This is a genomic window from Brachyspira pulli (genome assembly GCF_036997785.1).
Taxonomy (GTDB): Bacteria; Spirochaetota; Brachyspiria; order Brachyspirales; family Brachyspiraceae; genus Brachyspira; species Brachyspira pulli.
Genome location: NZ_JAWLQI010000005.1, coordinates 62,735 through 86,300 on the forward strand (window position 1 = coordinate 62,735; position 23,566 = coordinate 86,300).

General features: G+C 27.3%; 18 protein-coding genes and 1 other RNA gene. 11 read left to right on the plus strand and 8 right to left on the minus strand.

Annotation, left to right across the window (positions count from 1 at the left end; translation table 11 throughout):
• Positions 1–229 precede the first annotated feature (229 nt).
• Positions 230–570, minus strand: an RNA gene (gene rnpB, locus R4K56_RS02430) — RNase P RNA component class A.
• 958 nt (positions 571–1,528) lie between these two features.
• Complete coding sequence (locus R4K56_RS02435; protein ID WP_335772232.1) at positions 1,529–2,296, minus strand: sulfite exporter TauE/SafE family protein; 768 nt, start codon at positions 2,294–2,296, stop codon at positions 1,529–1,531.
• 192 nt (positions 2,297–2,488) lie between these two features.
• Between R4K56_RS02435 and R4K56_RS02440 the strand changes: the two genes are divergently transcribed.
• A complete protein-coding gene (locus R4K56_RS02440) occupies positions 2,489–4,744 on the plus strand; it encodes a glycoside hydrolase (protein WP_335772233.1) in 2,256 nt (751 codons plus the stop codon).
• A 101-nt stretch (positions 4,745–4,845) separates the two neighbouring features.
• Positions 4,846–6,063 carry a DegT/DnrJ/EryC1/StrS family aminotransferase gene (locus tag R4K56_RS02445; protein ID WP_335772234.1) on the plus strand — a complete coding sequence of 406 codons (1,218 nt, stop codon included), beginning with the start codon at positions 4,846–4,848 and terminating at the stop codon, positions 6,061–6,063.
• Between the two features lie 88 nt (positions 6,064–6,151).
• Here R4K56_RS02445 and R4K56_RS02450 read toward each other — a convergent pair whose 3' ends face one another.
• The 3 genes from R4K56_RS02450 to R4K56_RS02460 form a co-directional block, all read right to left on the minus strand.
• The gene (locus R4K56_RS02450) at positions 6,152–7,744 is read right to left on the minus strand and encodes an ankyrin repeat domain-containing protein (protein WP_335772235.1); all 1,593 of its coding nucleotides are present in this window, start codon (positions 7,742–7,744) and stop codon (positions 6,152–6,154) included.
• Between the two features lie 360 nt (positions 7,745–8,104).
• On the minus strand, positions 8,105–9,553 hold the full coding sequence (gene gatA / locus R4K56_RS02455; protein ID WP_335772236.1) for an Asp-tRNA(Asn)/Glu-tRNA(Gln) amidotransferase subunit GatA: 1,449 nt from the start codon (positions 9,551–9,553) through the stop codon (positions 8,105–8,107).
• A gap of 183 nt (positions 9,554–9,736) precedes the next feature.
• Complete coding sequence (locus tag R4K56_RS02460; RefSeq protein WP_335758681.1) at positions 9,737–10,636, minus strand: hypothetical protein; 900 nt, start codon at positions 10,634–10,636, stop codon at positions 9,737–9,739.
• Between the two features lie 257 nt (positions 10,637–10,893).
• Here R4K56_RS02460 and rpsF point away from each other — a divergent pair, with 257 nt between their 5' ends.
• The 4 genes from rpsF to R4K56_RS02480 all read left to right on the plus strand — a co-directional run bounded on the left by rpsF (position 10,894) and on the right by R4K56_RS02480 (position 14,024).
• Positions 10,894–11,253 (plus strand): 30S ribosomal protein S6, encoded by a 360-nt coding sequence (gene rpsF / locus R4K56_RS02465; RefSeq protein ID WP_335759704.1) that lies wholly within the window; start codon positions 10,894–10,896, stop codon positions 11,251–11,253.
• Between the two features lie 36 nt (positions 11,254–11,289).
• Positions 11,290–11,730, plus strand: a complete 441-nt coding sequence (ssb, locus tag R4K56_RS02470; RefSeq protein ID WP_335758683.1) for a single-stranded DNA-binding protein — start codon at positions 11,290–11,292, stop codon at positions 11,728–11,730.
• 33 nt (positions 11,731–11,763) lie between these two features.
• Complete coding sequence (gene rpsR, locus R4K56_RS02475; protein ID WP_335759705.1) at positions 11,764–12,093, plus strand: 30S ribosomal protein S18; 330 nt, start codon at positions 11,764–11,766, stop codon at positions 12,091–12,093.
• Positions 12,094–12,284: 191 nt separating this feature from the next.
• Positions 12,285–14,024 (plus strand): protein-disulfide reductase DsbD family protein, encoded by a 1,740-nt coding sequence (locus R4K56_RS02480; protein ID WP_418233751.1) that lies wholly within the window; start codon positions 12,285–12,287, stop codon positions 14,022–14,024.
• A gap of 74 nt (positions 14,025–14,098) precedes the next feature.
• On the opposite strand, the gene R4K56_RS02485 is transcribed toward R4K56_RS02480, so the two are convergent.
• From R4K56_RS02485 to yedE, 3 genes are all read right to left on the minus strand, one after another.
• A complete protein-coding gene (locus R4K56_RS02485) occupies positions 14,099–14,962 on the minus strand; it encodes an Rpn family recombination-promoting nuclease/putative transposase (RefSeq protein ID WP_335772238.1) in 864 nt (287 codons plus the stop codon).
• Positions 14,963–15,422: 460 nt separating this feature from the next.
• Positions 15,423–15,656 (minus strand): sulfurtransferase TusA family protein, encoded by a 234-nt coding sequence (locus tag R4K56_RS02490; protein WP_297298396.1) that lies wholly within the window; start codon positions 15,654–15,656, stop codon positions 15,423–15,425.
• Between the two features lie 294 nt (positions 15,657–15,950).
• Positions 15,951–17,036 (minus strand): YedE family putative selenium transporter, encoded by a 1,086-nt coding sequence (gene yedE / locus R4K56_RS02495; RefSeq protein ID WP_335772239.1) that lies wholly within the window; start codon positions 17,034–17,036, stop codon positions 15,951–15,953.
• Positions 17,037–17,180: 144 nt separating this feature from the next.
• On the opposite strand from yedE, the gene R4K56_RS02500 reads away from it, so the two are divergent.
• The 5 genes from R4K56_RS02500 (at position 17,181) to R4K56_RS02520 (ending at position 22,872) form a co-directional block, all read left to right on the plus strand.
• Complete coding sequence (locus R4K56_RS02500) at positions 17,181–18,398, plus strand: M20 metallopeptidase family protein (protein WP_335772240.1); 1,218 nt, start codon at positions 17,181–17,183, stop codon at positions 18,396–18,398.
• Between the two features lie 100 nt (positions 18,399–18,498).
• Positions 18,499–20,100 (plus strand): peptide ABC transporter substrate-binding protein, encoded by a 1,602-nt coding sequence (locus R4K56_RS02505; RefSeq protein WP_335772241.1) that lies wholly within the window; start codon positions 18,499–18,501, stop codon positions 20,098–20,100.
• A gap of 89 nt (positions 20,101–20,189) precedes the next feature.
• Positions 20,190–20,636 (plus strand): MarR family winged helix-turn-helix transcriptional regulator, encoded by a 447-nt coding sequence (locus R4K56_RS02510; RefSeq protein WP_335772242.1) that lies wholly within the window; start codon positions 20,190–20,192, stop codon positions 20,634–20,636.
• A gap of 131 nt (positions 20,637–20,767) precedes the next feature.
• The gene (abc-f, locus tag R4K56_RS02515; protein ID WP_335772243.1) at positions 20,768–22,282 is read left to right on the plus strand and encodes a ribosomal protection-like ABC-F family protein; all 1,515 of its coding nucleotides are present in this window, start codon (positions 20,768–20,770) and stop codon (positions 22,280–22,282) included.
• A 95-nt stretch (positions 22,283–22,377) separates the two neighbouring features.
• Entirely contained in the window at positions 22,378–22,872 is a 495-nt protein-coding gene (locus R4K56_RS02520) for an FtsB family cell division protein (RefSeq protein WP_335770741.1), read from the plus strand.
• Positions 22,873–23,566: the final 694 nt, after the last annotated feature.

Below are 23,566 nucleotides of genomic sequence, written 5' to 3' on the forward strand. Positions count from 1 at the left end.
ATGTACGATGCTTCATTTTGTCAGTTAAAATATTGGTTTTAATTATGTTTGAAATGGAAAAGAGAAGAGGTGAACATTACAGATAGTATTTTGATTTTTCATTAGAAAAAGTGTAGAAACTTGAAGTAAGACATGAGAATAATAAAATAATAATAGATAATAAATATTAATATATAATCTACTTGTTTAGGATAATATTTTATATGTGTAAGATATTTTTTTATTATAAAAAGTAAGCGGAGCTATAAGCCGTATTCTGTCATTTAAGGTAAACATTTATCTTGATATTATATCACTATAATATTCTAGCGAGCCACCTGAAACTTAGGAAAAGGGCAATCCGTTTCTGTTTGCTCTTGCCTCTCATGGGGTTTACACTGCCATTCATGTCGCCACAAATGCGGTATGCTCTTACCATGCCTTTTCACCCTTACCAAATTGGCGGTATATTTTCTGCTGCACTTTCCATAGACTTTCGTCTTCAAGCCGTTAGCTTGCATGATGCCCTTTAGAGGTACGGACTTTCCTCAGTATTAGTTACTTAAATACCGCGTTTACCCACTCCGCATAGTCAATTACTCTATTATAAAACTTACAAAATGTCAATAATTAATTTTTATTTAATTAACAAATTCAATACGCACGGTAAATAATATAAAAAATATAAATTAAGTTATAATACAATATTATTAATATTAAAAATACTTTCTTAATCGTGCGTTTAGCTAATTATAAATCTAATCAAAACTTGGGCGGGCATGCTTTTTTATTTGAAGCATTAAATATATAAAATACTTATGATTTCTTATTCAATTTATTAGTTCCATCATTTTAATGCTATTATAAAATATTTATTTGTAAATAAAAGAAGACAGGACTTAAACAGCCTGCCTATAATAATTGCTCATTATAGCGTTATGTCTCTTGTAAAAATCCTGCCTAATTAATATTATATAAAAAATAATAAATATCAATAAATAATCAGTTTGTATCTCTTGAATTTAAGTATACAATATATATAATTTTTTTGTTGTTCTTTTTCCCGTATCACACCAAAGGCACTCCTTTCAGTCGCTCTAAAGGACTTCCTTCGGTTGCAAAAGAAATGGGGGTGCTGCACGCTGTGTACTTCGTAAGGGCAAAGCCACCAAAAACAATAAAATTAAAAAACTAAAATTAATAAAGTTAAAAATTTTTGGTATATACCTAAACAACTATATTTTGTCAAAAATAAATTTATATTTTTGTTTTTATATCTGGGGCTTTGCCCACCGCTCTGCGTGCTTACGCAACACCCAAGTTCTTTTACCGAGTAGGTACCTTTCGGTATTGGTATAAAAGAACCAAAAAAACTGCATTTTTAGTATAAATCTAGGTTATACCATACATTTAATACATATATTTTTAATATAAAGTTCTAGCAATTGCGTTTTTTGCAACTTTTTTGTGCGGCAAAAAAGTTGATAATATATTTACAAAATATAAAAATTGACAAAATATAGTTGTTTAGGTATATACTACTATATTGTTATCTAATTATATCTAATAAAATTTTTAATGTAGTTAGTAAGGAAATACTTACGAATATTGGTTTTATAACTTTGATTCCTTTCTTTATAGCGAACTTAGCACCGAAGTAAGTTGATATCATTATGAAAGGTATAACGAATACACCAGCCATATAGTTAACTTTTCCCTCTATAGCAAATATTATTAATGAACATAAATTACTTGTAAGATTCAAAGCCTTAGCATTACCAGAGGCAAGAAGAAAATCCATTTTATAATAAAGTACAAAAAACATTATTAAAAAACTTCCTGTACCTGGTCCGAATACCGCATCATAAAAACCCAAAAGAAAAGCAAAGAACATTCCTGTTATATAGTTTTTAGTTTTAAGATTATTTTCATCGAATTGATTTTCTGTACCGAAAGTTTTTGAAAATAAAGTATAAATACCAACTGCCAAAATAAGTATCATTATTAAAGGCTGCAATACTTTTGCATCTATAAGTACAATAACCTGAACTCCTACAATAGAGCCTAATATTGTCATAGGTATTAAAAACTTTATTAATTTAGTTGTAAGTTTACCATTTTTGAAGAATGTGAAAGCAGAAACTACAGCTCCTGATGTGGAAGTGAGTTTATTTGTAGCCAAAGCAGTATGAGGAGGAATACCGGCTATCAGATATGCAGGCAAACTTATAAGTCCGCCTCCTCCTGCAGCAGCATCAACGAAACCAGCTATGGAACAGCCTATAATTATTATAATTAAATTTTCTATACTCAGCATAAATCAGCACTGCTTGTAAAGTAATTATAAAAATCGCTGGCATCTGGCAATCTATTTAACAGAGCTTTAAAAAACAATTTTTATTAGCAATAGATATTATAGCTTTGATGATTTTTTGTCAAATATTATTATAAATATAATGCTGATTTTTTTGTATCCGATAATGCTATCAATATTTTTATGGGGTTAAAAATGAAAAAATATATAACAATCTTATTATTATTTATATTATCTTGCTGTAATTCTAAAAAAATAAATTATACAAAAATCAATTATGAAGTGATATCGGAAACTTTTGAAATTTCATTTATAAAAGATGATATTAAAATACCTATTTCAATAGGAGAAAAAACAAATGATAAAATAATAAATTTAAAAACTAATGATAATAAAATAACTTTTGAATATTCAGATAAAAATATATTAACAGAAATTAAACAGGTAAAAGATTATTTAGAAGTAAACATAATATTAAAGACTGAAGAAGATAATAATTTTATTTTTCCGAATGTGAAAGCAATAAATTATTATCTGCCTTTCGGAGAGGGAAAAAATATTTCTTATGATGATGAGTACTGGAAAGAATATTTATCAAAACATAATGAGTATACAGTATTAGAAAAATTATCTATGCCTTTCGTATCCTATGCTTATGATAATGATTATGCTATACTTTGTATAATGGAAAATCCATATAATACTGATATTGTGTTTGATGTAAATGATAATATTTCATTTTTTATCAATCATCAATTTTTAGATATAGATAAAACTAAGACTAATACATACAGAATATATTTACTTGAAAATGATATTACTAAAATAGCTAAGACTTATAAAAATTATATAATAGAAAAAGGAAAATTTTTAACATTAGAAGAAAAAGCAAAGAATAATGAAAATATAAGAAAATTATACGGAGCTCCTCATATATATTTATCCGAAGAAAATATAATTTCACAAAATGATATTAATTGGAAAAATTTTAAACTTAATATTGATTCTTCTATTATGAATCATATAAAAAGTTTTGAAGAAAGTTCAGAAATGAAATATGAAGTAAAACAAGTATTTTCAGAGATAAAAAATTTAGATTATATATCAGAATATCATAAAAATACTATATGCCGTTATTTAACTTATGTTTTTATGAGAGATGATTTTTATAATAAAGAAGTATTCACTAATGATATAGAAAATTATAATGAATTAAATATATCTGATAAAATACAAACAAATAAATTTTTATTATCATCAAATTTAAGCGATGTATTCAATGATTATAATACTTTTATGAATGATAAAACTGTTAATATAATTGAAGATATGAAAAAAAGCGGTATAAATAATGCTTGGATAGGTTTGCATTCTTGGGAACAGGCATATAAAAAACCGGAGCTAGTAAAAAAAGCTAATGAACTTGGTTATTTAATAGCTTCCTATGACTCTTATCATTCTATACATGAACCTAATAATGAAAAATGGATTACTGCTAAATTTGAAGATACTTCATTATATTATAATGCGGCAGTAGAAAATAAGGACGGTAAAAAATCAGCTGGTTTTAATAATGTAGGAAGACATCTTAATCCTACGCTTTCACTTCCAGCAGTAAAATTACGTTTATCAAATATCATGAAAAATGATTTGTGTTTTAATTCTTGGTTCATAGACTGCGATGCTACAGGAGAGATATTTAATGATTATTCATCTAATCATATAACTACACAGGAAGAAGATTTAAAAGCACGTTTGGAGAGAATGTCTTATATAAGAGATAATTATAATTTTGTTGTAGGTTCTGAAGGCGGTAACGATTTAGCAGCATATACAATAGCTTATGCTCATGGAATAGAACTTCCTACATTTTCTTGGGTTGATAAAGATATGAAAAATCCTAATAGCGAATATTATATAGGTAAGTATTATAGTATTGACGGAGGAGTACCGGAACATTTTTTTAAAAGAGTGCCTATAAAAGATAAACTATATAAAATATATTTAGATATTAAGTATGATATACCTCTTTATAAATTGGTTTATAATGATTCTATAATAACAACATATCATTGGGATTGGTCAACATTCAAAATAAAAAATGCAGTAAGAGATAGAATGCTTAGAGAGATTCTTTATAATGTACCGCCTTTATATCATATAGATTTAGAAGAATGGAAAAGATATAAAGAAGATATAATAAATCATCATAAAGTATGGAGCGAGTTTTCTAAAAAAGTAATAACTAAAGAAATGACAAGTTTTGAATATTTAAGCGATGACAAAAATATTCAAAAAACTGTTTACGGAGATGATATTCTTGTAATAGCTAATTTTTCAGATAATGATTTTAATTATGATAATAATAATATAGCTCCTCATTCATTATTAATTATAATGGATAATGAGAAAATATTTTATACTCCCAATATATCAGAAAATAATATTTAAATTATTGATTTATTTTTTATATATTATATAGTAATTGTTTAGTAAACATAATTTTTAAATATGTAAACTAAACATAATATTGTATATGAAGGATATGAAATATGAATAAGAAAATACCTTTTTCGCCTCCGGATATAACAGATAGTGAAATAGAGGCTGTAGTTAATGTATTAAAATCAGGCTGGATTACAACAGGCCCAGTAAATAAAGAATTTGAAGAAGAACTTTGTAAATATATAGATGTAAAAAGATTTAAATTATTTTCCAGTGCTACATCAGCTATGGAATTGGCATTAAAAATATTCGGAGTAGGTGAGGGTGATGAAGTAATAGTACCTTCTTATACTTATGCTTCTACTGCTAATGTTGTAGTTCATTTGGGTGCTAAAGTTGTATTCATAGATGCCAAAGAAGATGATTTTAATATAGATTTAGAAAAACTTGAAAAAGCTATAACTAATAAAACTAAAGCTGTTATTGCAGTTGATATTGGAGGAAAGCCTTGCGATTATGACGGAATTATAAAGATTTTAGAAAGCAAAAAAGAATTATTTAATGCATCAGAAAACAAATATCAAAAAGAATTAAAAAGACCATTATTTTTACTTGATGCAGCTCATTCTATAGGTGCCGTTTATAAAGGAAAAAGAACAGGTTCACAGGCTGATATGTCTTCTTTCTCTTTTCATGCTGTAAAAAATATAACAACTTCAGAAGGCGGCGGATTGTCTTTTAATGATATAGGAAATATAAATGCTGATGATATATATAAAGAACTTTCTGTACTATCTTTGCATGGACAAAATAAAAGTGCTTTCGATAAAAACAAAGGCGGAAAAGGAGCTTGGAGATATAATATAGAATTGCCAGGTTATAAATGCAATATGAGCGATTTGCATGCTGCTATTGGTTTATCACAGTTAAGAAGATATGATTCAATGATTAATCATAGAAAAAAAATAGTAGATATATATAATTATATTTTAGGTAAAAATAAAAGAATACATTTGCCTAATTTCAAAGATGATTACAGCGAGTCTTCATATCATCTTTATTTGATAAGAATACAAGATTTTGAAGAAGTGGACAGAGATTTATTTATAGATAAAATGTCAGAATTAGGAATAATACTAAATGTTCATTATTTGCCTTTGCCAGCACATAAGGCCTATATAGATTTGGGTTACAAAATGGCTGATTATAAAAATGCATTTAATTTGTACAAAAATCAAATAACATTACCTTTATACAGCACATTAAAAGAAGAAGATGCTGAATATATTGCACTTAACATAATTAAGTATTTGAATGAGTTTTGATATATGATAAAAGTTTCATAAACTATAATTAATTTATAATAGAAAAGGGCTTTAGTTAATTAAAAAAACTAGAGCCCTTTATTATTTTTTATTTATTGTATTCTTCTATTAATTTACTAAAGAAGCCTCTTTCTAAATCAATAGCTTTTATTCTGCTTGTGTGATTAAATTTAGAGGCATCTGTTTTGTAATTATAATAATGTTCTTCTTTTTGTTGTTTCATATCTGATATATTATACTTAGAAAAAGAAAATTTATCTAAATAAAAATCATTATTTTCTATTATGAATGTATAATAATATGTACCGTCATCTATTGCTTCTATTGTAACGTAATTTCCTGATGAAGCAATATCATAAGTTTGTGAGTAATCACCATTTTGCATTGGATAAAAACCTGTTATAAACTGTGCTTTATTTTCATCGTTTTTATCTCTTTTCCATATAGTTACATAATTAAAATATTTATCGTTTACTTCAAAATCATGTACATATTTTTCCATTGATATAAGATTTTCTACATATTCTTCATTTAATATATGACTTTGTATTAAAATATATTTTTCATTATTGTTTGTAAATTCAATTTGTGAGGCAGGCGAATAAATATAGCTGGTATCTGCAAATTTAAAAGTTTGAGATATTTTATTTAATATTCTTATCATCAAATCTTCATTATTATTTCCAGTGATAACAGTATTAATTAAATTTGTAGGACTTAAAACAGGAAAATTTTCCATCAATACAAAAGATATATGAGGATCATCAGTATGAATACTTTCTAATTCTTCTGTATCTTGAAAGCAGTGAATAGTAATATCAGGGTTATTTTCTTTTAAATAATCCATAATATCATACTTTTCATAATAGGCACTATACATTAAAGGAGTTCCAACATAACCGTCTCTCATTCTATTTATGGAATTAATATCAGCACCAAGTTTTAAGAATAGTTTTACTAAATCTAAATTATTAGCTAAAATGGATTGAAATAATAAATCGCTTTGTAATTGATAATCTATATCAGAAAAATAATAACCTGCAGATTCTAACTTTTTTATCAATTTTGATATTAAATTATAATTATTATTGTTTAAGTCAATTTTATTATATACTGTATTATAATCAAAATTAACTCCGCTGTCTAATAAATAATCTATTATTTTATCAGTATAATTGTAATTTAGTATTTCAGTATCATCTAAACTAATGCCATGTTCAACAAGCCATTTCACTAAATCATTATAAGCATAATCTTTATAATCAAGTTTATGCATTAGAGTCAATACGCTGTTTCCATTTTCATCTTTGCTGTTTATACCTTCCAAAAGTAAATCTTTAATATTTTGCATTTTTTGTTTTTCTTCTTCTCTTCTTTCTTTTTTGGAATTATCGGATATTCCATAATTTGATAATTCTGTGTCAATAGTTTTGTATAATATTTCATCAATTTCTTCTTCTGTATATGGTTTGATAGGATATATATTTTTAAATTCTATTTTTTTCTTTTTTGCTGGAGTTATTTGCTGACTTATTATTTGATTTGTATTTTGATTAGTATTGTTAGTGATTGTTATGTTTGTATCGCTATTAACTGTTGTATTGTTTTGTGTGTTATTAGATTTGTTATTATTGCAGCCTATTAGAATGCTTAAAGCTGCCATTAGTATAATTTTTTTCATAAACTTTCCTTTTAACTTTCTTTGTATTGTATAAAAAATATTTTAGGCATTATACTAATAATTTTTAAATTGTCAATTTTTATTATTTATAATATAAATAGAAGTAATTAAATCTTATTTTAAATTATAAATATAAGATTATATGCTTTATAATATGTAATTTTAATTTATAAAATTGAAGTTTCCCTATTATACAAATATAAAATATAACTTTACAACATAATGCAGAAAGTTTATAAAAGAATTGGCATTACTTATTAAAATCAAACCCTCATAAATATTTAAATTAAAAAATAATCGTATTAAATAAAAAGGAGGCATAAAGCCCCCTTAATATCATAATATATACAAATTAAATAATTATTTACTAGCTAATTCATGGGCATAAGCCATTCTAAACATATCTACTTCATTGAACTGTTTAGTTATGAATTGAATACCTATAGGCATATTGTTTTTATCTGCTCCGCAAGGTACGCTCATAGCAGGAAGACCTACCAAGTTAATATTAGAAACATAACTATCAGCCAAGAAACTTAAAGCACTGTCAGTTTGATCTCTTGTACCTAAAAGACCTGCAGTTACAGGAGAAGTAGGAGAGACAATAACATCAACATTTTTGAATGCATTATCAAAATCCATTTGCATTAACTTTCTTACTTTTAATGCATGCTGATAATGGCTGTAGAAGAATCTTTTACCAGTCATTAAAGTACCGAATAATATTCTAGCTCTAGTTTCAAAAGCAAGTCCTACACTTCTTGAAGTATAGTAATATTCATCTAAATTGAAATCGCCTTTAGGGTGATATCCGTATCTTATACCGTCATATCTTCCCATATTAGAAGCTACTTCAACATCCATAACTGCTGTATAAACTCTTGAACCATATTTTGCATTAGGTAAGCTAATCTCAACAATTTCAGCACCTTGATCTTTTAATCTTCCTATAGCATCCATAACCTTTTCTTTTACATCATGATCTATTAATTCAGAATCATAGTACTCTTTAGCAAGTCCTATTTTCATACCTTTAATATTTCCGTCTAAATAAGAATTATAATCAGGAACTGGAATATTTAAAGTAGTAGATTCTTTAGGGTCAAAACCAGCTATAATTTTAGTCATTAAAGCAGCATCTTTAACATCTTTAGTTAAAGGTCCAACTTGGTCTAAACTGCTAGCCATAGCAATACAGCCAAGTCTAGGAACTCTGCCGTAAGTAGGCTTAACACCAACTATACCGCAGAAAGAAGCAGGCTGTCTTATAGATCCGCCAGTATCACTTCCTAAAGCACCGAAAGCAAAATTAGCAGCAACTGCAGCAGCAGATCCGCCTGAAGAACCGCCAGGAACATGTGCTCTATTTCTAGGGTTTCTAGTAACTCCATAGTTAGAAGTTTCTGTAGTTCCGCCCATAGCGAATTCGTCCATATTAGTTCTACCTATAATAATAGCGCCATTATCTATTAATCTTTGAACTGTTGGAGCTGTATAAGGAGCTTTATAACCTTCAAGCATTTTTGAAGAAGCTGTCATCAAATGACCTTTATAGCACAAATTATCTTTAATAGCCAAAGGAACACCAAGTAATGGTAAATCTTCACCATTATTGATTCTCTCTTGAGCTTTTTTAGCCTGTTCTAATGCCTCATCTTTAAAAAGTTCAAGATAAGCATATATTTTATCATCTCTTTTATTGTCTTCCTCTATTTTATTTATAATAGATTCAACTAATGTAGGAGCATCTATTTCCTTATTTTTTAATTTCTCTCTGATTTGAATTATACTTAATTCATTTAACTCCATAGTAAAAAACCTCTTAAACAAAAATATAACAAAAGTTATCAATCCAAAATATTATATCATATATAGATGTTTTTTGCAAAATAATAATGTTTTTAATATAGTTTTTTTATAATAAAAAATTTAAAATAAAAAATAGAGGGCCTAAATTAATAGACCCTCTATTTATTTTTAAACAAATATTAATTACTGAGCGTTTTCAGTAGCTTGAGTATTATCTCCATTTTCAGCATTTTCATCTTTTGGAGGTTTGATTTCTGGTGGTATTCCTACTGGAACATCAGCAAAATCGAAATAATTTTCATAATAAGATTTTTGGAATCTATTAGCTATAGGCTGCATTCTGAAATTATCTACATAAGAAGCAACAAAGTTAATGTTTTTTCCGCCGTAAGTAGCATAATAAACAGCTAAAGAAGTATTAGCAGCTTTATTAACATAGTTACCATATCTCATAGAAGTGAAATCATCGAAAGTAGAATATCTGCTGTTATGGAATCCGCCGTATTTCATATGGAAACCGCCTAAAGTTCTGCTGAATAAACCTCTTGACATTACATAACCAGGATGAGCATATTCATTACCTTCGTTTCTTGATTTATATTGTTGTAAAGTGTAATCACCTTCGTAAACAGCACTTACAGCAAATAATTTATCTTCATGGAAGAAGAATTTATAAGCCCATTTAGTTTCTTTTCCAGCTAGAGTAGCATCATCATTTATATTGTCAGCTCTAACTGTCATACATTTAAATTCATTTGTTACTATGAAATTAAAGTATAAAATATTTTCATCTCTTGTGAAAAGTTCTGAAACATCGTTAGTAGTAAATTTAATATTTACCCAATCCATAGTTTGAGGATTATACCATACTAAATCTGGATCTGGATATTCACTAACATAAAATGTACCACTTATAGGCTCAGCTGCTCCTGCTGAAAAATTAGAAGCTACTAATATCTCGTTAACTTCATCAGGAGTGATGCCATAAGGAACCAAATCATTAAACATAAAAGGAACCGTTTGGTATGCATGAACTGATATTGACATAGCTACCAACAAAAACATAACTAGTAATTTTTTCATTTTTTGTTCTCCAAGATTTTTATTATTTATTATTATACTATATTGAAAAATTAAATCAAATACATTATGTTTACTTATAGATATTTTTTTCAAGTTTTAAACACTTACTACTTAATTATAACATATAATTTCCATATTTCTATATATATTCTTGACTTTTTATCAAAAATCATATATCATTCTTCAAATAAATACATACTTCGCTTCTTTAAGATATTCCTAATCATAAAAGAAGCTTTATCCAAGGAGTTCAAAATATGAGAGAATACGAAATATTATTCGTAACAGAAATCAATGACGCTGTGCATCAAAATGCTAAAGATCATGTAAAATCTATTCTTCAAAACTATCATGCTGAAATTTTCAATGAAGCTGATTATGGTATTCATAACTTAAGCTATCCTATACGCAAAGTTAATCAAGGTAAATTCTATTACTACCACTTCAGATGTAATGGAAATGATTTAACTCATATAGAAAGAGAATTACGTTATGAATTAAGCATATTAAGATTCATAATAGTTCGCTTAGATGAAATAATACAGAAAAATAAAAAAGAAGATAATAAAGAAAACAAAGAAAATACTTCTAATGAAGAAGTTTCAAAAGAAGCTTAATTTATAATATATAGATAGATAATAGAGGCTTTATTTATGGCAACAGATTTTAATAATGTAACTTTAATAGGAAGACTTACAGCTGATCCTGTATCTAAATATTTACCTAGCGGAAGTGCAGTTGTTGAGTTTTCTATAGCAAATAATTATTATGTAAGCACTAAAAATGCAACTGAAGTTAATTACTTCGATGTTGTTGCTTTTGGTAAAATGGCTGAAACTGTTAGTAAATACCTTACTAAAGGAAAACAAGTTGCTATAAGCGGAACTTTAAGACAGGAAAGATGGCAAGATAAAGATACTAATGCAGCAAGATCAAAAGTTAGAATCATTATGCAAAGTATGCAGATGTTAGGAAATAACGCTGCTATGGGTGGTGCTCCTGCTGCTAGTATGGATACTACTTATTCTCCTTCTGCATCTTCTGGTGTAGACTTAGGAAGTTTCTCAGATGATGATGATGAAGTGCCATTTTAATTGAAAATAGTATAATTTTTTAGGAGATAAACAATGGATTTAGAAAATATAGAAAATGTTGAAAATAACAATGAAGAAGAAATGAAAGGAAAAGGCGAGAAAAAAGCTCATTTCAATAAAGAAATTAATGAAAAAGACGGAAGAAAAAAATTCTTCAAGAAAAAAGTTTGTTATTTCTGCAAAAACAATATTGATGTATTAGATTATAAAGATATTAAATTATTAAAAAGATACGTTAAAGACAGCGGTAAAATCATACCTAAACGCTTAAACGGTACTTGTTCTAAACATCAAAGATTAGTTACTAAAGCTATTAAAAGAGCTAGAAATATAGCACTTTTACCTTATGAAACTAGATATTAATTTTTAAACAATTAAAAATATCAACAGTCGTTATAATATAAATTATAGCGGCTGTTTTTTTTAACCTTTAATAATACCCAATACTATAAAATTAATAATTTCACAAATTACTATAATAAATGTTATATTATTAAAACAAATTAAAACAAATTATGATAGAATATAAAAACGGAGAATATTTTATGAAAATAATGAAATCATATTTTAAATACATTATTATATTTTTTATTCTTTCTGCCGCATTAGTATTTGCTCAAAATAATAATTTACCTAATTTGAATGCATTTGATAGTTTCAATAAAAATCCTGAAATTAATTTTACTTTAGAAACTAATAATAATAAATTAATAGTAAAAGCAATCATACCAAATAATTATTATGCATATTTAGAATCAAGCATAGCAAATAAAATATTATTCTTTGCAGACAACAAACAAATAAATACAACTTATCCAAAAGGCGAAAAATATCATAATGACATAATAATAAAAGGCGAACAAGAGTTTATATTAAATGATATTGATATAAATAAAATTAACTTTATAAAAACAACTTATCAATTATGTTCAGCGAAAGACAATGTATGCTTACAGCCGAAAAGTAAAGTAATATATGGAGAAGAAATTGATATACCTGATAATGCAAATATTATAACAGATGAAAAACCAGAGAATGCTACTTCTATAGAAAACTATATAAAAGGAAGCAATAATATATTTATAACATTAATATTAATATTTGCAGCAGGACTTGCATCTGTGCTTTTGCCTTGTACATATCCACTACTATCAATTACAGTGTCTATTTTAGGAACTACAACTGATTCTAAAAACAATAAAAAATCAAGCGTATTAGCTTCGCTTTTATTTGCATTAGGAGTAATCACAACTTATACACTTTTAGGTGCTGTAGTTTCTGTGGCTGGATTTGCTTTTCATAAAACTATTCTATTTGGAAGTATTGGATATAATCCTATTGTTTTAACTATATTAGTATTACTATTCTTATACTTTACATTTTCAATGGCTGGATTTTATGAAATTAAAGCTCCTTCATTTTTACAGTCTGCCAAAACAAATGCATACAGCAAAAAAAATCAATCAATATTCCATAAATATATAATGGGACTTCTTGCTGGAATAGTTGCCACTCCTTGTGCTGCTCCTATAATAGCTGTTATATTGGAAATAGGTTTTCTTAATCCTGTATTCGCCACTCTTTATATGGCTGTTTATGCTTTGGGTTTTGCTTCTGTATTATTCATTCTTGGTACATTCGCTTCAATACTTACAAAAATGCCTAAGGCTGGAACTTGGATGGTATATGTTAAATATGTTTTCACTTTCCTAATGATGATAATAAGTTTCTATTATGCTAATATACTTTTCGGTGTAATAGGATTTAACAAAATAAGTTATATACTTGCTTCAGCTGCGATATTAGTATTTTCCGTATTAGTTTACATAATAAAAAACAAATCTGCTATGTTAAGTGCATTAGAAATAAAAATATTCGTTTCTGTAGTCATTATATCAATAGCATTAGGCTGTACTTACGGATTCATAAAACAAAAGAATGAAGTTTCAAATCATATAACATACAGTGAAGCATTAGAACTTTCAAAACAAAACAACAAACCGATATTAATAGATTTCTCTGCTGTTTGGTGTGCTAATTGTTATGAGCTTAAAGAGAAAGTATTTGTAAATGAAGAACTAAAAAAATTCATAGATGATAATTTGATTTTCACCGAAGTTGATGTTGATAAATACAAAAATATTTCTGATGAGTATAATGTTAAATGGCTTCCTTGGATAATAATAATTGACAGCAACAAAAACATATTATACACAAAGAATTCATTTTCAAGTTTCGATGACAAAATGGCTTTGAGTATAAAAGAAGATTTAGAGAAAGTAATTAATAAATAAATTTTAAAAATATTTTTAAAGCAGGGTTTTATTACTCTGCTTTTTTATATAAAGTAAAAAAAAATATAATATAATCACAATTTTTTAACATCTTCTATACTTAAACCTGTAGCTTTGCTTATTTCTTCATCTGTCATATTCATATTTTTAAGATTCAATGCTATATTTCTAGCCTTATTTATTTCACCTTCTTCTATTCCTTTTATACGTTCCTCATTAAGCATTAAAACATTAAAATAATCTCTTTCATAATTACTATAACCATTATATAAATCACTACTCTTTACAAATTTATTATATTCATCGTATACTTCTTTCATTATAGGATTTTTCTTTACTAATATTTCCATAATATCCTCCAACTTATCTTTTGAATTTAAAAATTTAAACCAATCTGATAAACCTTCATATAAATTATAAGAATTACTAAATTTTCTAAGTTCTAAAAAATGAAGCTCTAAATGATTCGTTAATATATGATTAGTTTCCAGCTCCTTAATAAAATAACAGCTATGAGGTTTATCTATTCCTTTTATCAAATTAAAATCTAAAATATTAATACTTATTACAGGTGTTAAATCTGAATATATATCTTTAGATTTTAAATTTGTAAAATAATTTTTAGCCCAATAATATAAACTTCTATATATAAATGACTGATTACCTATTCTTTGTATTTCTATAATTATAGTTTCGCCTGATTTAGTTTTTGCTTTAACATCTGCTATACTTTCTTTATCAAATACATTTTCTTTTAAATTAAAAGTATTAAGAATTTCTACATGTTCAAAAGGTTCCTGATTAGAATCTATTCTAACAGAATTGATTAGATTTTTCAAAATATGCTCATGTCCTTCTTTAGCAAACATATAACGCATAAAATAATCGTTCAAAGGATTAAAATATTTTATTTGTTCAATATCTAATTCGCTTTCCATGCATATATTATACTAAAAAGAAATATATTTGTCAAAATTTATCAATATATACATAAACAAGTATATTTTGTCAAAAATAAAATTATATTTTCTTTTTAATATATGGAGCTTTGCCCCATACCCCAGTTCTTTTACCGAGTAGGTACCTTTTGGTATTGGTATAAAAGAACCTATATCTTCGACAAGCTCGGATACGCTTCGCGAAAGTGCAAGGTATAAAATTAGTACTAAATAATACTAAAATTGTTTTACATATAATATAAATTATCAATTTAAGATAAAATATAGCCTTTCGCCGAAGGCGGGCTGTGCCTGCTTCTTTGTGGCAACAAAAGAAGTGGGGGGGCTGCACGCTGTGTACTTCGTAAGTACAAAGCCCTGCAGATATTTAAAATTTAAAAAAATTATTTCTGACAAAATATAGTTGTTTATGTATATATAATACTTGATAATTAAAATATCACTTTACTTTTTTTAAAGTTACAAGTATATCTTCATTTTCTATATGTTCAAAACTTCCTTCATAGCCGTATTTTACACAGCCTCTGATCACGCTTTCACAGCTTGAATGTCCGCTTACCAATACTTCTATAATAGTATTTAATTCAGTGTTATTGATAGCTGCACATTTAGCCTGAAAAGATGCTTGAGAACATGACATTCCTCTTGTATCTACTTTAATAGTTTCTGGCATAAAAGATCCTTTTAACTAATATTAAATTATGTTTATGGCATTAAGAAACCATAATATTTTTATGAAATATACTTAAAGTAAGCATTTATTAGAAGCCGTAACTATTATAATAAGCATTAGATTTATATATCTAAATGTTCTTTATTATAACCTCTGCCGCTACCTTGTATTATCATAACCTGCCTAGTTTTAATAATGCAAGGTAGAGGCAGAGTTCATTATATAACTTCCAAAAATTTTACACGGTATATTTCTTTTTATATAATGACAACAACCTGCTGCACAAGAAATATATCAATTAGCAGTATTTTCTTTCATTGTAAAGCCAATGATTATACAAAATACTAAACCTAAAATAACAGCTCCCATTCCATATACCGTAGGTCCGGCAGTTGAACTTGCCAAATTAAAGTTATGAGCAAATCCAGCACCAACTAACATACCTACAACGAAAATGAAACTGTCCATATTGCCTTCCGCAGATTGTATCATTTGTCTTCCAGGGCAGCCTGTACCTAAAGTAAATGCTAAGCCTGTAAGTATCATTGATACAACATTCCATAAAATATTTGTATGGGCTATTGGTTGATTCTCCATAGAAAAAGTAAATCTGCTTGTTATTATGTTTACTATCAAAGCAGCAGCAATAAAAGCTATAACACCTTTAGTCATATGGAAATCTTTCATAAATATTCCATCTCTAAGTCCGCCTACAGTACAGAATCTTGATTTTTGAGCTATGAATCCTATTATTATAGAAGCTATCAAAGCTATAACTATAGGAGCTTTCATACTTCCTGGACCAGATTCAGAGAAGAATATTGGGCCGCCTTCAGAGAATTTAGTTTTTGCCAATAATAATATTAAAAGTATTATTGATATAACTAATGGCAAGAAACCAACTAGCTTATTTTTATAAGCTTTTGGCTGACCTAAAGAGAAATTTTGTTTCCAAAAGAAAACGCCTATTCCTCCTCCTATAATAATACCTATTAAACCAAATATTCCGTTAATATCTCCGCCTGCTACTCTAAGCAAAGTTCTCCAAGGACAGCCTAGAAAAACTAAAGCACCGATCATAGCAAAGAAACCTAAACAGAATCTTATAATAGGTGAGCTTCCTCCCTTAGGAACGAATTCTTTAGAGAGTACTGCTGATATTGTGGCACCAATAATAAGACCTATTAATTCTGGTCTTATATATTGAACCGCAGCTGCTCTATGCAAACCGACAGCTCCTGCTAAATCACGGGTAAAACATGCAATACATATACCCATATTAGCAGGATTGCCCATTACAGAGAGCCAAGCAGCTATAGCACCTATAACAGCACCGGCTATTATAACACCTATAGAGCTTGTGAAAATGTTTTTCTTCATTTTCAACTCCTTTTAATATATTTTTGTGTGTAATTTTATAATAAAAAAAGTTAATTATCAATATTTCTTGATTATAAACTTGAATAATAATAAAAAATAATTATATTAGTACTTTATAAATATAATTGATATTTGGTAATAATTATGCAGGAATTAGACTTAATAAAGAAAAGAATAAAATCTATAAAACAAAAATTAATTGATATACGCAGAGATATACATTCATATCCTGAATTATCCAATCAGGAATATAGAACTATGAATATTATATCTGAACAATTATATCATAATGGTATAAAGCATAGAACAAAGGTTGCAGGTACTGGAGTTATAGCAGATATTGAAGGAAAGGATAAAAGTTTTACAGTTGCTTTTAGGGCAGATATTGATGCTTTGCCTATTAATGATTTAAAGTGTTGTGATTATGCTTCAAAGAATGAAGGAGTGTGTCATGCTTGCGGACATGATGTTCATACTGCAATAAATATTGGAATAGCATATATATTTTCAAGTAAATGTGATGAAAAAATAATTCCTCCTTGCAATGTTAGATTAATATTTCAGCCTGCAGAAGAAAGTGTAGGCGGGGCTTTACAGATGATAAAAAAGAATGCATTAGAAGATGTTAATGTAATATATGGGCTTCATGTTTCTTCAAGTACTGAAATAGGATATATTCAAATAAATGATAATATAGTTAATGCTAGCTGTTTGGATTTTAAAATAAAAGTTTATGGAAAAAGTGCCCACGGAGCAAATCCTGCAAATGGAGTAGATGCTATTGTTATATCTTCAAAAATAATAAATGATTTACAAACGATAATAAGCAGAAATGTAAATGCTGAAGATAGTGCCGTTATTACTATTGGAACTATTAATGGTGGAACTGCCACAAATATTATATGCGATTATGTAGAGATAACTGGAACTATAAGAGCATTAAAAGAAAGTGTTATGTTAACAATAAAAAACAGAATAAAAAAGTTAATAAAATGTGTATCTAATTCATTTGACGGAGATGCTGAGTTTATAGAATTAGTTTATTTTGCAAGTCTTATTAATTGGAAAGATGCTGCTGATATAGTGAGAGATAATGCTGTTAATTTTCTTGGAGATAAAAAAGTTTTAAAATTAATACCTTCGTTAGGAGCTGAAGATTTTTCATTTTTTATTCAGAACAAGCCGGGAGCATTTTTTAATATAGGTTCAAAGAATATAAAAAAGGGAATAGTATATAATGCTCATAATGGATTATTTGATGTAGATGAGGATTGTATAGAAATAGGTCTTACTTTAGAGATAATGAATCTTTATGAGAGTTATGCAAAAAGTGAATTATTTCCTATAGGCAGGGAAAGATAGAATATTAAAATATATCTTTAATAACAAAATTAATTTGTAGTTGACAATAGTTTATTATGAAATATAATTTCAAATAAAAAATATACTAATGGTGGGTACGATGAAAAAGTTTTATTTTATTTTAATATTAGTTTTTCTTTTTATTTCATGTTCATCTAAGAAAAATATTGATGATAATACAATATACGTTAATTTAGGAGGAGAACCTAAAACTATAGACCCAGCATTAAATATAACATTACAAGGTTCTACTTATGTAACACATTTATTTGAATGTTTAACTACAAAATATAAAGACATAGCCATTCAGCCCGGAGCGGCAGAGAGCTGGGAAATATCTGAAGACGGCTTAACATATATATTTCATTTAAGAACTAATGGCAAATGGTCAGACGGAAAGCCTTTAACTGCTGCTGATTTTGAATATTCTTGGAAGAGAGTTGTTGATCCTAAAACAGCAAGCGAACCTAGTTATTTATTTGAGCCTATATTGAATTTTTCTAATGTTAATGGCGGATATATGCCGGTTGATGAATTTGGAATAAAGGCCATAGATGATTATACTTTAGAGGTACAATTAGAATATCCTACAGCTTATTTCTTGGAATTGGTAAATCTTCCAGTATTTTCTCCAGTTAGAAAGGATATGGTTGAAAAGGATCCTGATAATTGGACTAGAAATCCTAAAACTTGTATAGGAAATGGGGCATTTATTTTACAGGAGAGAAAGCCTGATCAAAGCATTACAGTAGTTAAGAATACTAATTATTGGAATAAAGATACAATAGTTGCTGAAAAAATAAAATTTGTTCTTATGGACAATCCTACTTCTGCAGTAGCCGGAGTTAAAGAAGGTTCTTTACATTTTTCGGATCAATTTCCATATCAAGATATAGATACTTTAAAGAAAGAAGGTTTTATTGATATTGCTACTAGAATAGGAACTCAATATTATGCTTTGAATACTACTAATGAAACTTTGAAAGATAAAAGGGTAAGAAAGGCATTATCTCTTGCCATAGACAGAAATTATATAGTTGATAATGTATTAAAATCAGGAAAACCAGCTGGTGCTTTAGTTCCTTGGGGTGTTACAGATGTTGAAGGATATTTCAGAGATAATGCTGGGGAATATATAAGCACTAATAGAGAAGATTATCAAAAGAATGTTGCAGAGGCTAAAAGATTAATGGCTGAAGCTGGATATCCTAATGGTGAGAATTTCCCAGTATTAGAATTTTTTATTACTTTCAGCAATGATATACCTATGTTTGAGGCGGTTCAGAATATGTGGAAAGTTAATCTTGGAATAGATGTAAAACTTACTCAAATGGAATTTGCTCCTTTCATACATGCATTCAGAACAGAAAGAAATTATACTATGGCTGCTGCTAGCTGGACAGGAAGCTACAATGATCCTACAACTTTTTTAAGTATGTTTGTAAGCTATTCCTATAAGAACCATTCATTATTTACAAATGCTGCTTTTGATGAGGCAATAAGCATAGCTTCAAAAACTATAGATCAGAATATAAGAATGAGAGAATTACATAAGGCTGAAAAAATTCTAATAGAAGATGAGGCAGTTATAATACCTATAGCTTATTTTGAACCTGCCGTATTAAAAAGTCCGAATTTGAAAGATGTATTTTATATTCCTTTTGCTCAATATAAATTCTCTTACTCATATTTAGAGAACTAATAAATTTAAAGTTCTTGTTTTTTGTATAAAAATTTATATACTATTAATAGTACAATTACAACATTAAAAGTTGAGGGTTATTGAGGTTTATGGAAGACATTTTTATTGGAAAGTTAATTAAGGAATTGCATACAACTTTAGATAATAGGTTTAATAGATTTTTAGAGAAACATAAATTAACATCATCTCAAATGGATATATTGATGTTTCTATATCATAATGAGCAAAGAATTATAAATCAAAGGGATATAGAAGGATTTCTGGGTTTAAGCAATCCAACTATAGCTGGAACATTATATAGGTTGGAGAAAAAGGGATTCATAAAAAGAAAAATAAGTGCAGATGATAAAAGATATAAAGAAATATACCTCACTCCTAAAAGTAAGAAATTGAAAGAAATTGTATTTGAAGATATTAGAAAAAATAATGCAATAATGTTTTCAAATATGACTGTTAAAGAAAAAGAAACTTTAGTATTAATAATAGAAAAACTTTTGAGCAATTTACAAAATAATAAAGATAATAATCCATTTTAATTTTAAATCATAAAAACAATATTAATTGACATTTATATATTTGATTATATAATTATTTTATGTGATAGACGTATATTAACCAAAATAATAAGCATCTTAGCTTAATGAAATTTATTTTAAGGGGTTGATATATGTTTATAAAATTCAATAAAGTTTCATTTTCTTATGACAGTTCGGATAATATATTAAATGATGTTTCTTTTCATATAGATAATTCATGTACCGCTATAGTAGGGGAGAATGGTGCAGGTAAAACAACATTAGCTAAATTAATAACAGGTTTATTAAAGCCTTCAAGCGGTTCTATAGATTATTCAAATAAAAATGTTATAAGTGCTTATTGCAATCAGGAATGTGTAGTTTTGCCGGATAATGCTGAAAATTTATTTTATGATGACAGTTCATATTCAGGATATTTAATTTCTATATTTAAATTAGACTGCAGTTATTTGTACAGATTTGATACTTTAAGTTTTGGAGAGCGTAAAAGACTTCAAATAGCTTCAGCACTTTATACTAATCCGGATATATTGGTATTAGATGAACCTACTAATCATATAGATAATGAATGTAAAGATATGCTTATAAATATTATAAAAAGACTTGAATGTATAGTTATAATAATTAGCCATGATATAGATTTTCTTAATGAATTGGTAAGTAAATGCATATTTATTAGAAATGGAAATTGTAAATTAAGAATAGGCAATTATAGTCAATGCAGAGAATATGAAAGAAATGAAGAAGACTATCAAATAAGCTTATATGAAGAAAGTAAGAAGAAAACTAAAATATTAGAAAATAGATATAAAAAACTTCAAAATGAATCAGATACCAAAAAAAGCAAATGCGGAAGTAAAAGAAATATAGATAAAAAAGATCATGATGCTAAAGGAAAAGTAGATGCAGCAAGACTTACAGGAAAAGATTCAAGACTTGCTACAAAAGCTAAACAGGCTAAAAGTTTATATAATAAAAGCGTATCAGATAAAGAAAATCTATATATAAAGAAAAGAGAAGTTTTAAATATGGAGTTTATAGGAGAAAAATATAAAGGAAAGTTTTTATTCTATTTAGCAGAGTCCGAAAAAACTGTAATAAACAATATAATTTTGAAGCATTCAGAACTTTTAATAGAACGTGACAGTAAAATAGGTATTCAAGGTGTGAATGGATGCGGAAAAACTACTTTGGTTAATTATATAATAAGCACTATGAAAAATAATAATATAGAAAAAATAGTGTATATTCCTCAAGATATTGATAGAGATGAATGGAATAAAACTTTTAATAGTATAAAGTCTTTGGATTATGAATCATTAGGTTTTTTAATGAGTTTTGTTAATAGACTTGGAAGCAATCCAAAATCAGTTATTAATTCATCAAATCATAGTCCCGGAGAAATGAGAAAGATTATGCTTGGCTTATCTGTATTACAAAATCCTTATATAATAATATTAGATGAACCTACAAATCATCTTGATATAGACTCTATAGAAAGGCTTGAGGAAGCTCTTATCAGCTTTAATTGTGCTTTATTGATAGTAAGTCACAATAAAAATTTTCTTAAAAATACTGTAAATACATTTTGGAACATAGAATTAGTAAATAAATATAGTGTTTTAAATGTAAAAAATACTGTATAATAATATAAGTTTATATGTATGCTTTAAATAACTTAATTAATTTTAATAGATTACTTCCCGATAATAAGTTGTATATTTATTAAGGTTATAAGTCTATGTATTTTAATGTAAGAATTAGTTCTAAAATATTCTATTGTATAGTATTAGCATGTATTGCTTTTACCGTATATGTGTTTGTTTTTAGTCCTAAAGGTTTTCTCACATTGGATTCAAAAAAGACTATTATAGAAGATAAGAAAAAAAGATTAGAAGAATTAAACAGAAAGAAAGTACAAATTACAAGTAATATAGAAAGATTAAAAACTGATAAAGAGTATATATTATCTTATGCTAAAACTTTCGGCTATTTAGACAGCAGTAAAAATGAAAAGATAATTAAAATAATTAAAGATGAAGAAGCAGAAAATTCAGGGACAGAGGCATCTGTTTCATCAAAGAAAGAATATGAAAATGACAATAATATTAATATAAAAGGTGCTTTAATATTGGCATTTATGATAGTATTATGCTTTGTATTCTATTTAATACTTCTAAATAAAAATATACTGCCAAAATTCAAGAAGAAAAGAGTTGCATTTTATAAGGGATAATTAAAAATTTTCGGTATATACCTAAACAACTATATTTTGTCAAAAATAATTTTTTTAAATTTTAAATATCTGCAGGGCTTTGCCCACCGCTCTGCGTACTTCGTAGCCCCCAGTTCTTTTACCGACGCTCTGCGTGCCGTAGGCAAGGTACCTTTCGGTATTGGTATAAAAGAACCAAAACAACTGCATTTTTGACCTAAAACTAGGGTTTATACCATATTTAATGCATATTCTTAAAATATAAAGTTCTAGCAATTGCGTTTTCGCGAAGCGTATCCGAGTTTATCGAGGATATATCTACTTTGACGAAGTCCGCAGAGCGTGTGCGGCAAAAAAGTAGATAAAATTTACATAAAGTGCATCAATTGACAAACTTAAAAATTTTCAGTATATACCTAAACAACTATATTTTGTCAAAAATAAATTTATATTTTTAATTTTATATCTGGGGCTTTGCCCACCGCTCTGCGTGCTTACGCAAGCCACCACTTCTTTTGGTGCCCCAAAGAAGCAAAAAGACTACATTTGGACTTTAATTTAATAAATTATATTACATGTAAGACATTTTTAGTATGATTTAGTACTAATTTTTACACTTGCACTTTTTGGTTCTTTTTGCGGCGGGAAAAAGAACAATAAAAAATTGACAAACTTAAAAATTTTCAGTATATACCTAAACAACTATATTTTGTCA

What these genes read in the sequence shown, in the direction of transcription:
- R4K56_RS02435 (WP_335772232.1), bottom strand. Translation starts at nt 2,296, where the DNA reads ATGCTGAGTATAGAAAATTTAATTATAATAATTATAGGCTGTTCCATA.
- R4K56_RS02440 (WP_335772233.1), top strand. Translation starts at nt 2,489, where the DNA reads ATGAAAAAATATATAACAATCTTATTATTATTTATATTATCTTGCTGT.
- R4K56_RS02445 (WP_335772234.1), top strand. Translation starts at nt 4,846, where the DNA reads ATGAATAAGAAAATACCTTTTTCGCCTCCGGATATAACAGATAGTGAA.
- R4K56_RS02450 (WP_335772235.1), bottom strand. Translation starts at nt 7,744, where the DNA reads ATGAAAAAAATTATACTAATGGCAGCTTTAAGCATTCTAATAGGCTGC.
- gatA (WP_335772236.1), bottom strand. Translation starts at nt 9,553, where the DNA reads ATGGAGTTAAATGAATTAAGTATAATTCAAATCAGAGAGAAATTAAAA.
- R4K56_RS02460 (WP_335758681.1), bottom strand. Translation starts at nt 10,636, where the DNA reads ATGAAAAAATTACTAGTTATGTTTTTGTTGGTAGCTATGTCAATATCA.
- rpsF (WP_335759704.1), top strand. Translation starts at nt 10,894, where the DNA reads ATGAGAGAATACGAAATATTATTCGTAACAGAAATCAATGACGCTGTG.
- ssb (WP_335758683.1), top strand. Translation starts at nt 11,290, where the DNA reads ATGGCAACAGATTTTAATAATGTAACTTTAATAGGAAGACTTACAGCT.
- rpsR (WP_335759705.1), top strand. Translation starts at nt 11,764, where the DNA reads ATGGATTTAGAAAATATAGAAAATGTTGAAAATAACAATGAAGAAGAA.
- R4K56_RS02480 (WP_418233751.1), top strand. Translation starts at nt 12,285, where the DNA reads ATGAAATCATATTTTAAATACATTATTATATTTTTTATTCTTTCTGCC.
- R4K56_RS02485 (WP_335772238.1), bottom strand. Translation starts at nt 14,962, where the DNA reads ATGGAAAGCGAATTAGATATTGAACAAATAAAATATTTTAATCCTTTG.
- R4K56_RS02490 (WP_297298396.1), bottom strand. Translation starts at nt 15,656, where the DNA reads ATGCCAGAAACTATTAAAGTAGATACAAGAGGAATGTCATGTTCTCAA.
- yedE (WP_335772239.1), bottom strand. Translation starts at nt 17,036, where the DNA reads ATGAAGAAAAACATTTTCACAAGCTCTATAGGTGTTATAATAGCCGGT.
- R4K56_RS02500 (WP_335772240.1), top strand. Translation starts at nt 17,181, where the DNA reads ATGCAGGAATTAGACTTAATAAAGAAAAGAATAAAATCTATAAAACAA.
- R4K56_RS02505 (WP_335772241.1), top strand. Translation starts at nt 18,499, where the DNA reads ATGAAAAAGTTTTATTTTATTTTAATATTAGTTTTTCTTTTTATTTCA.
- R4K56_RS02510 (WP_335772242.1), top strand. Translation starts at nt 20,190, where the DNA reads ATGGAAGACATTTTTATTGGAAAGTTAATTAAGGAATTGCATACAACT.
- abc-f (WP_335772243.1), top strand. Translation starts at nt 20,768, where the DNA reads ATGTTTATAAAATTCAATAAAGTTTCATTTTCTTATGACAGTTCGGAT.
- R4K56_RS02520 (WP_335770741.1), top strand. Translation starts at nt 22,378, where the DNA reads ATGTATTTTAATGTAAGAATTAGTTCTAAAATATTCTATTGTATAGTA.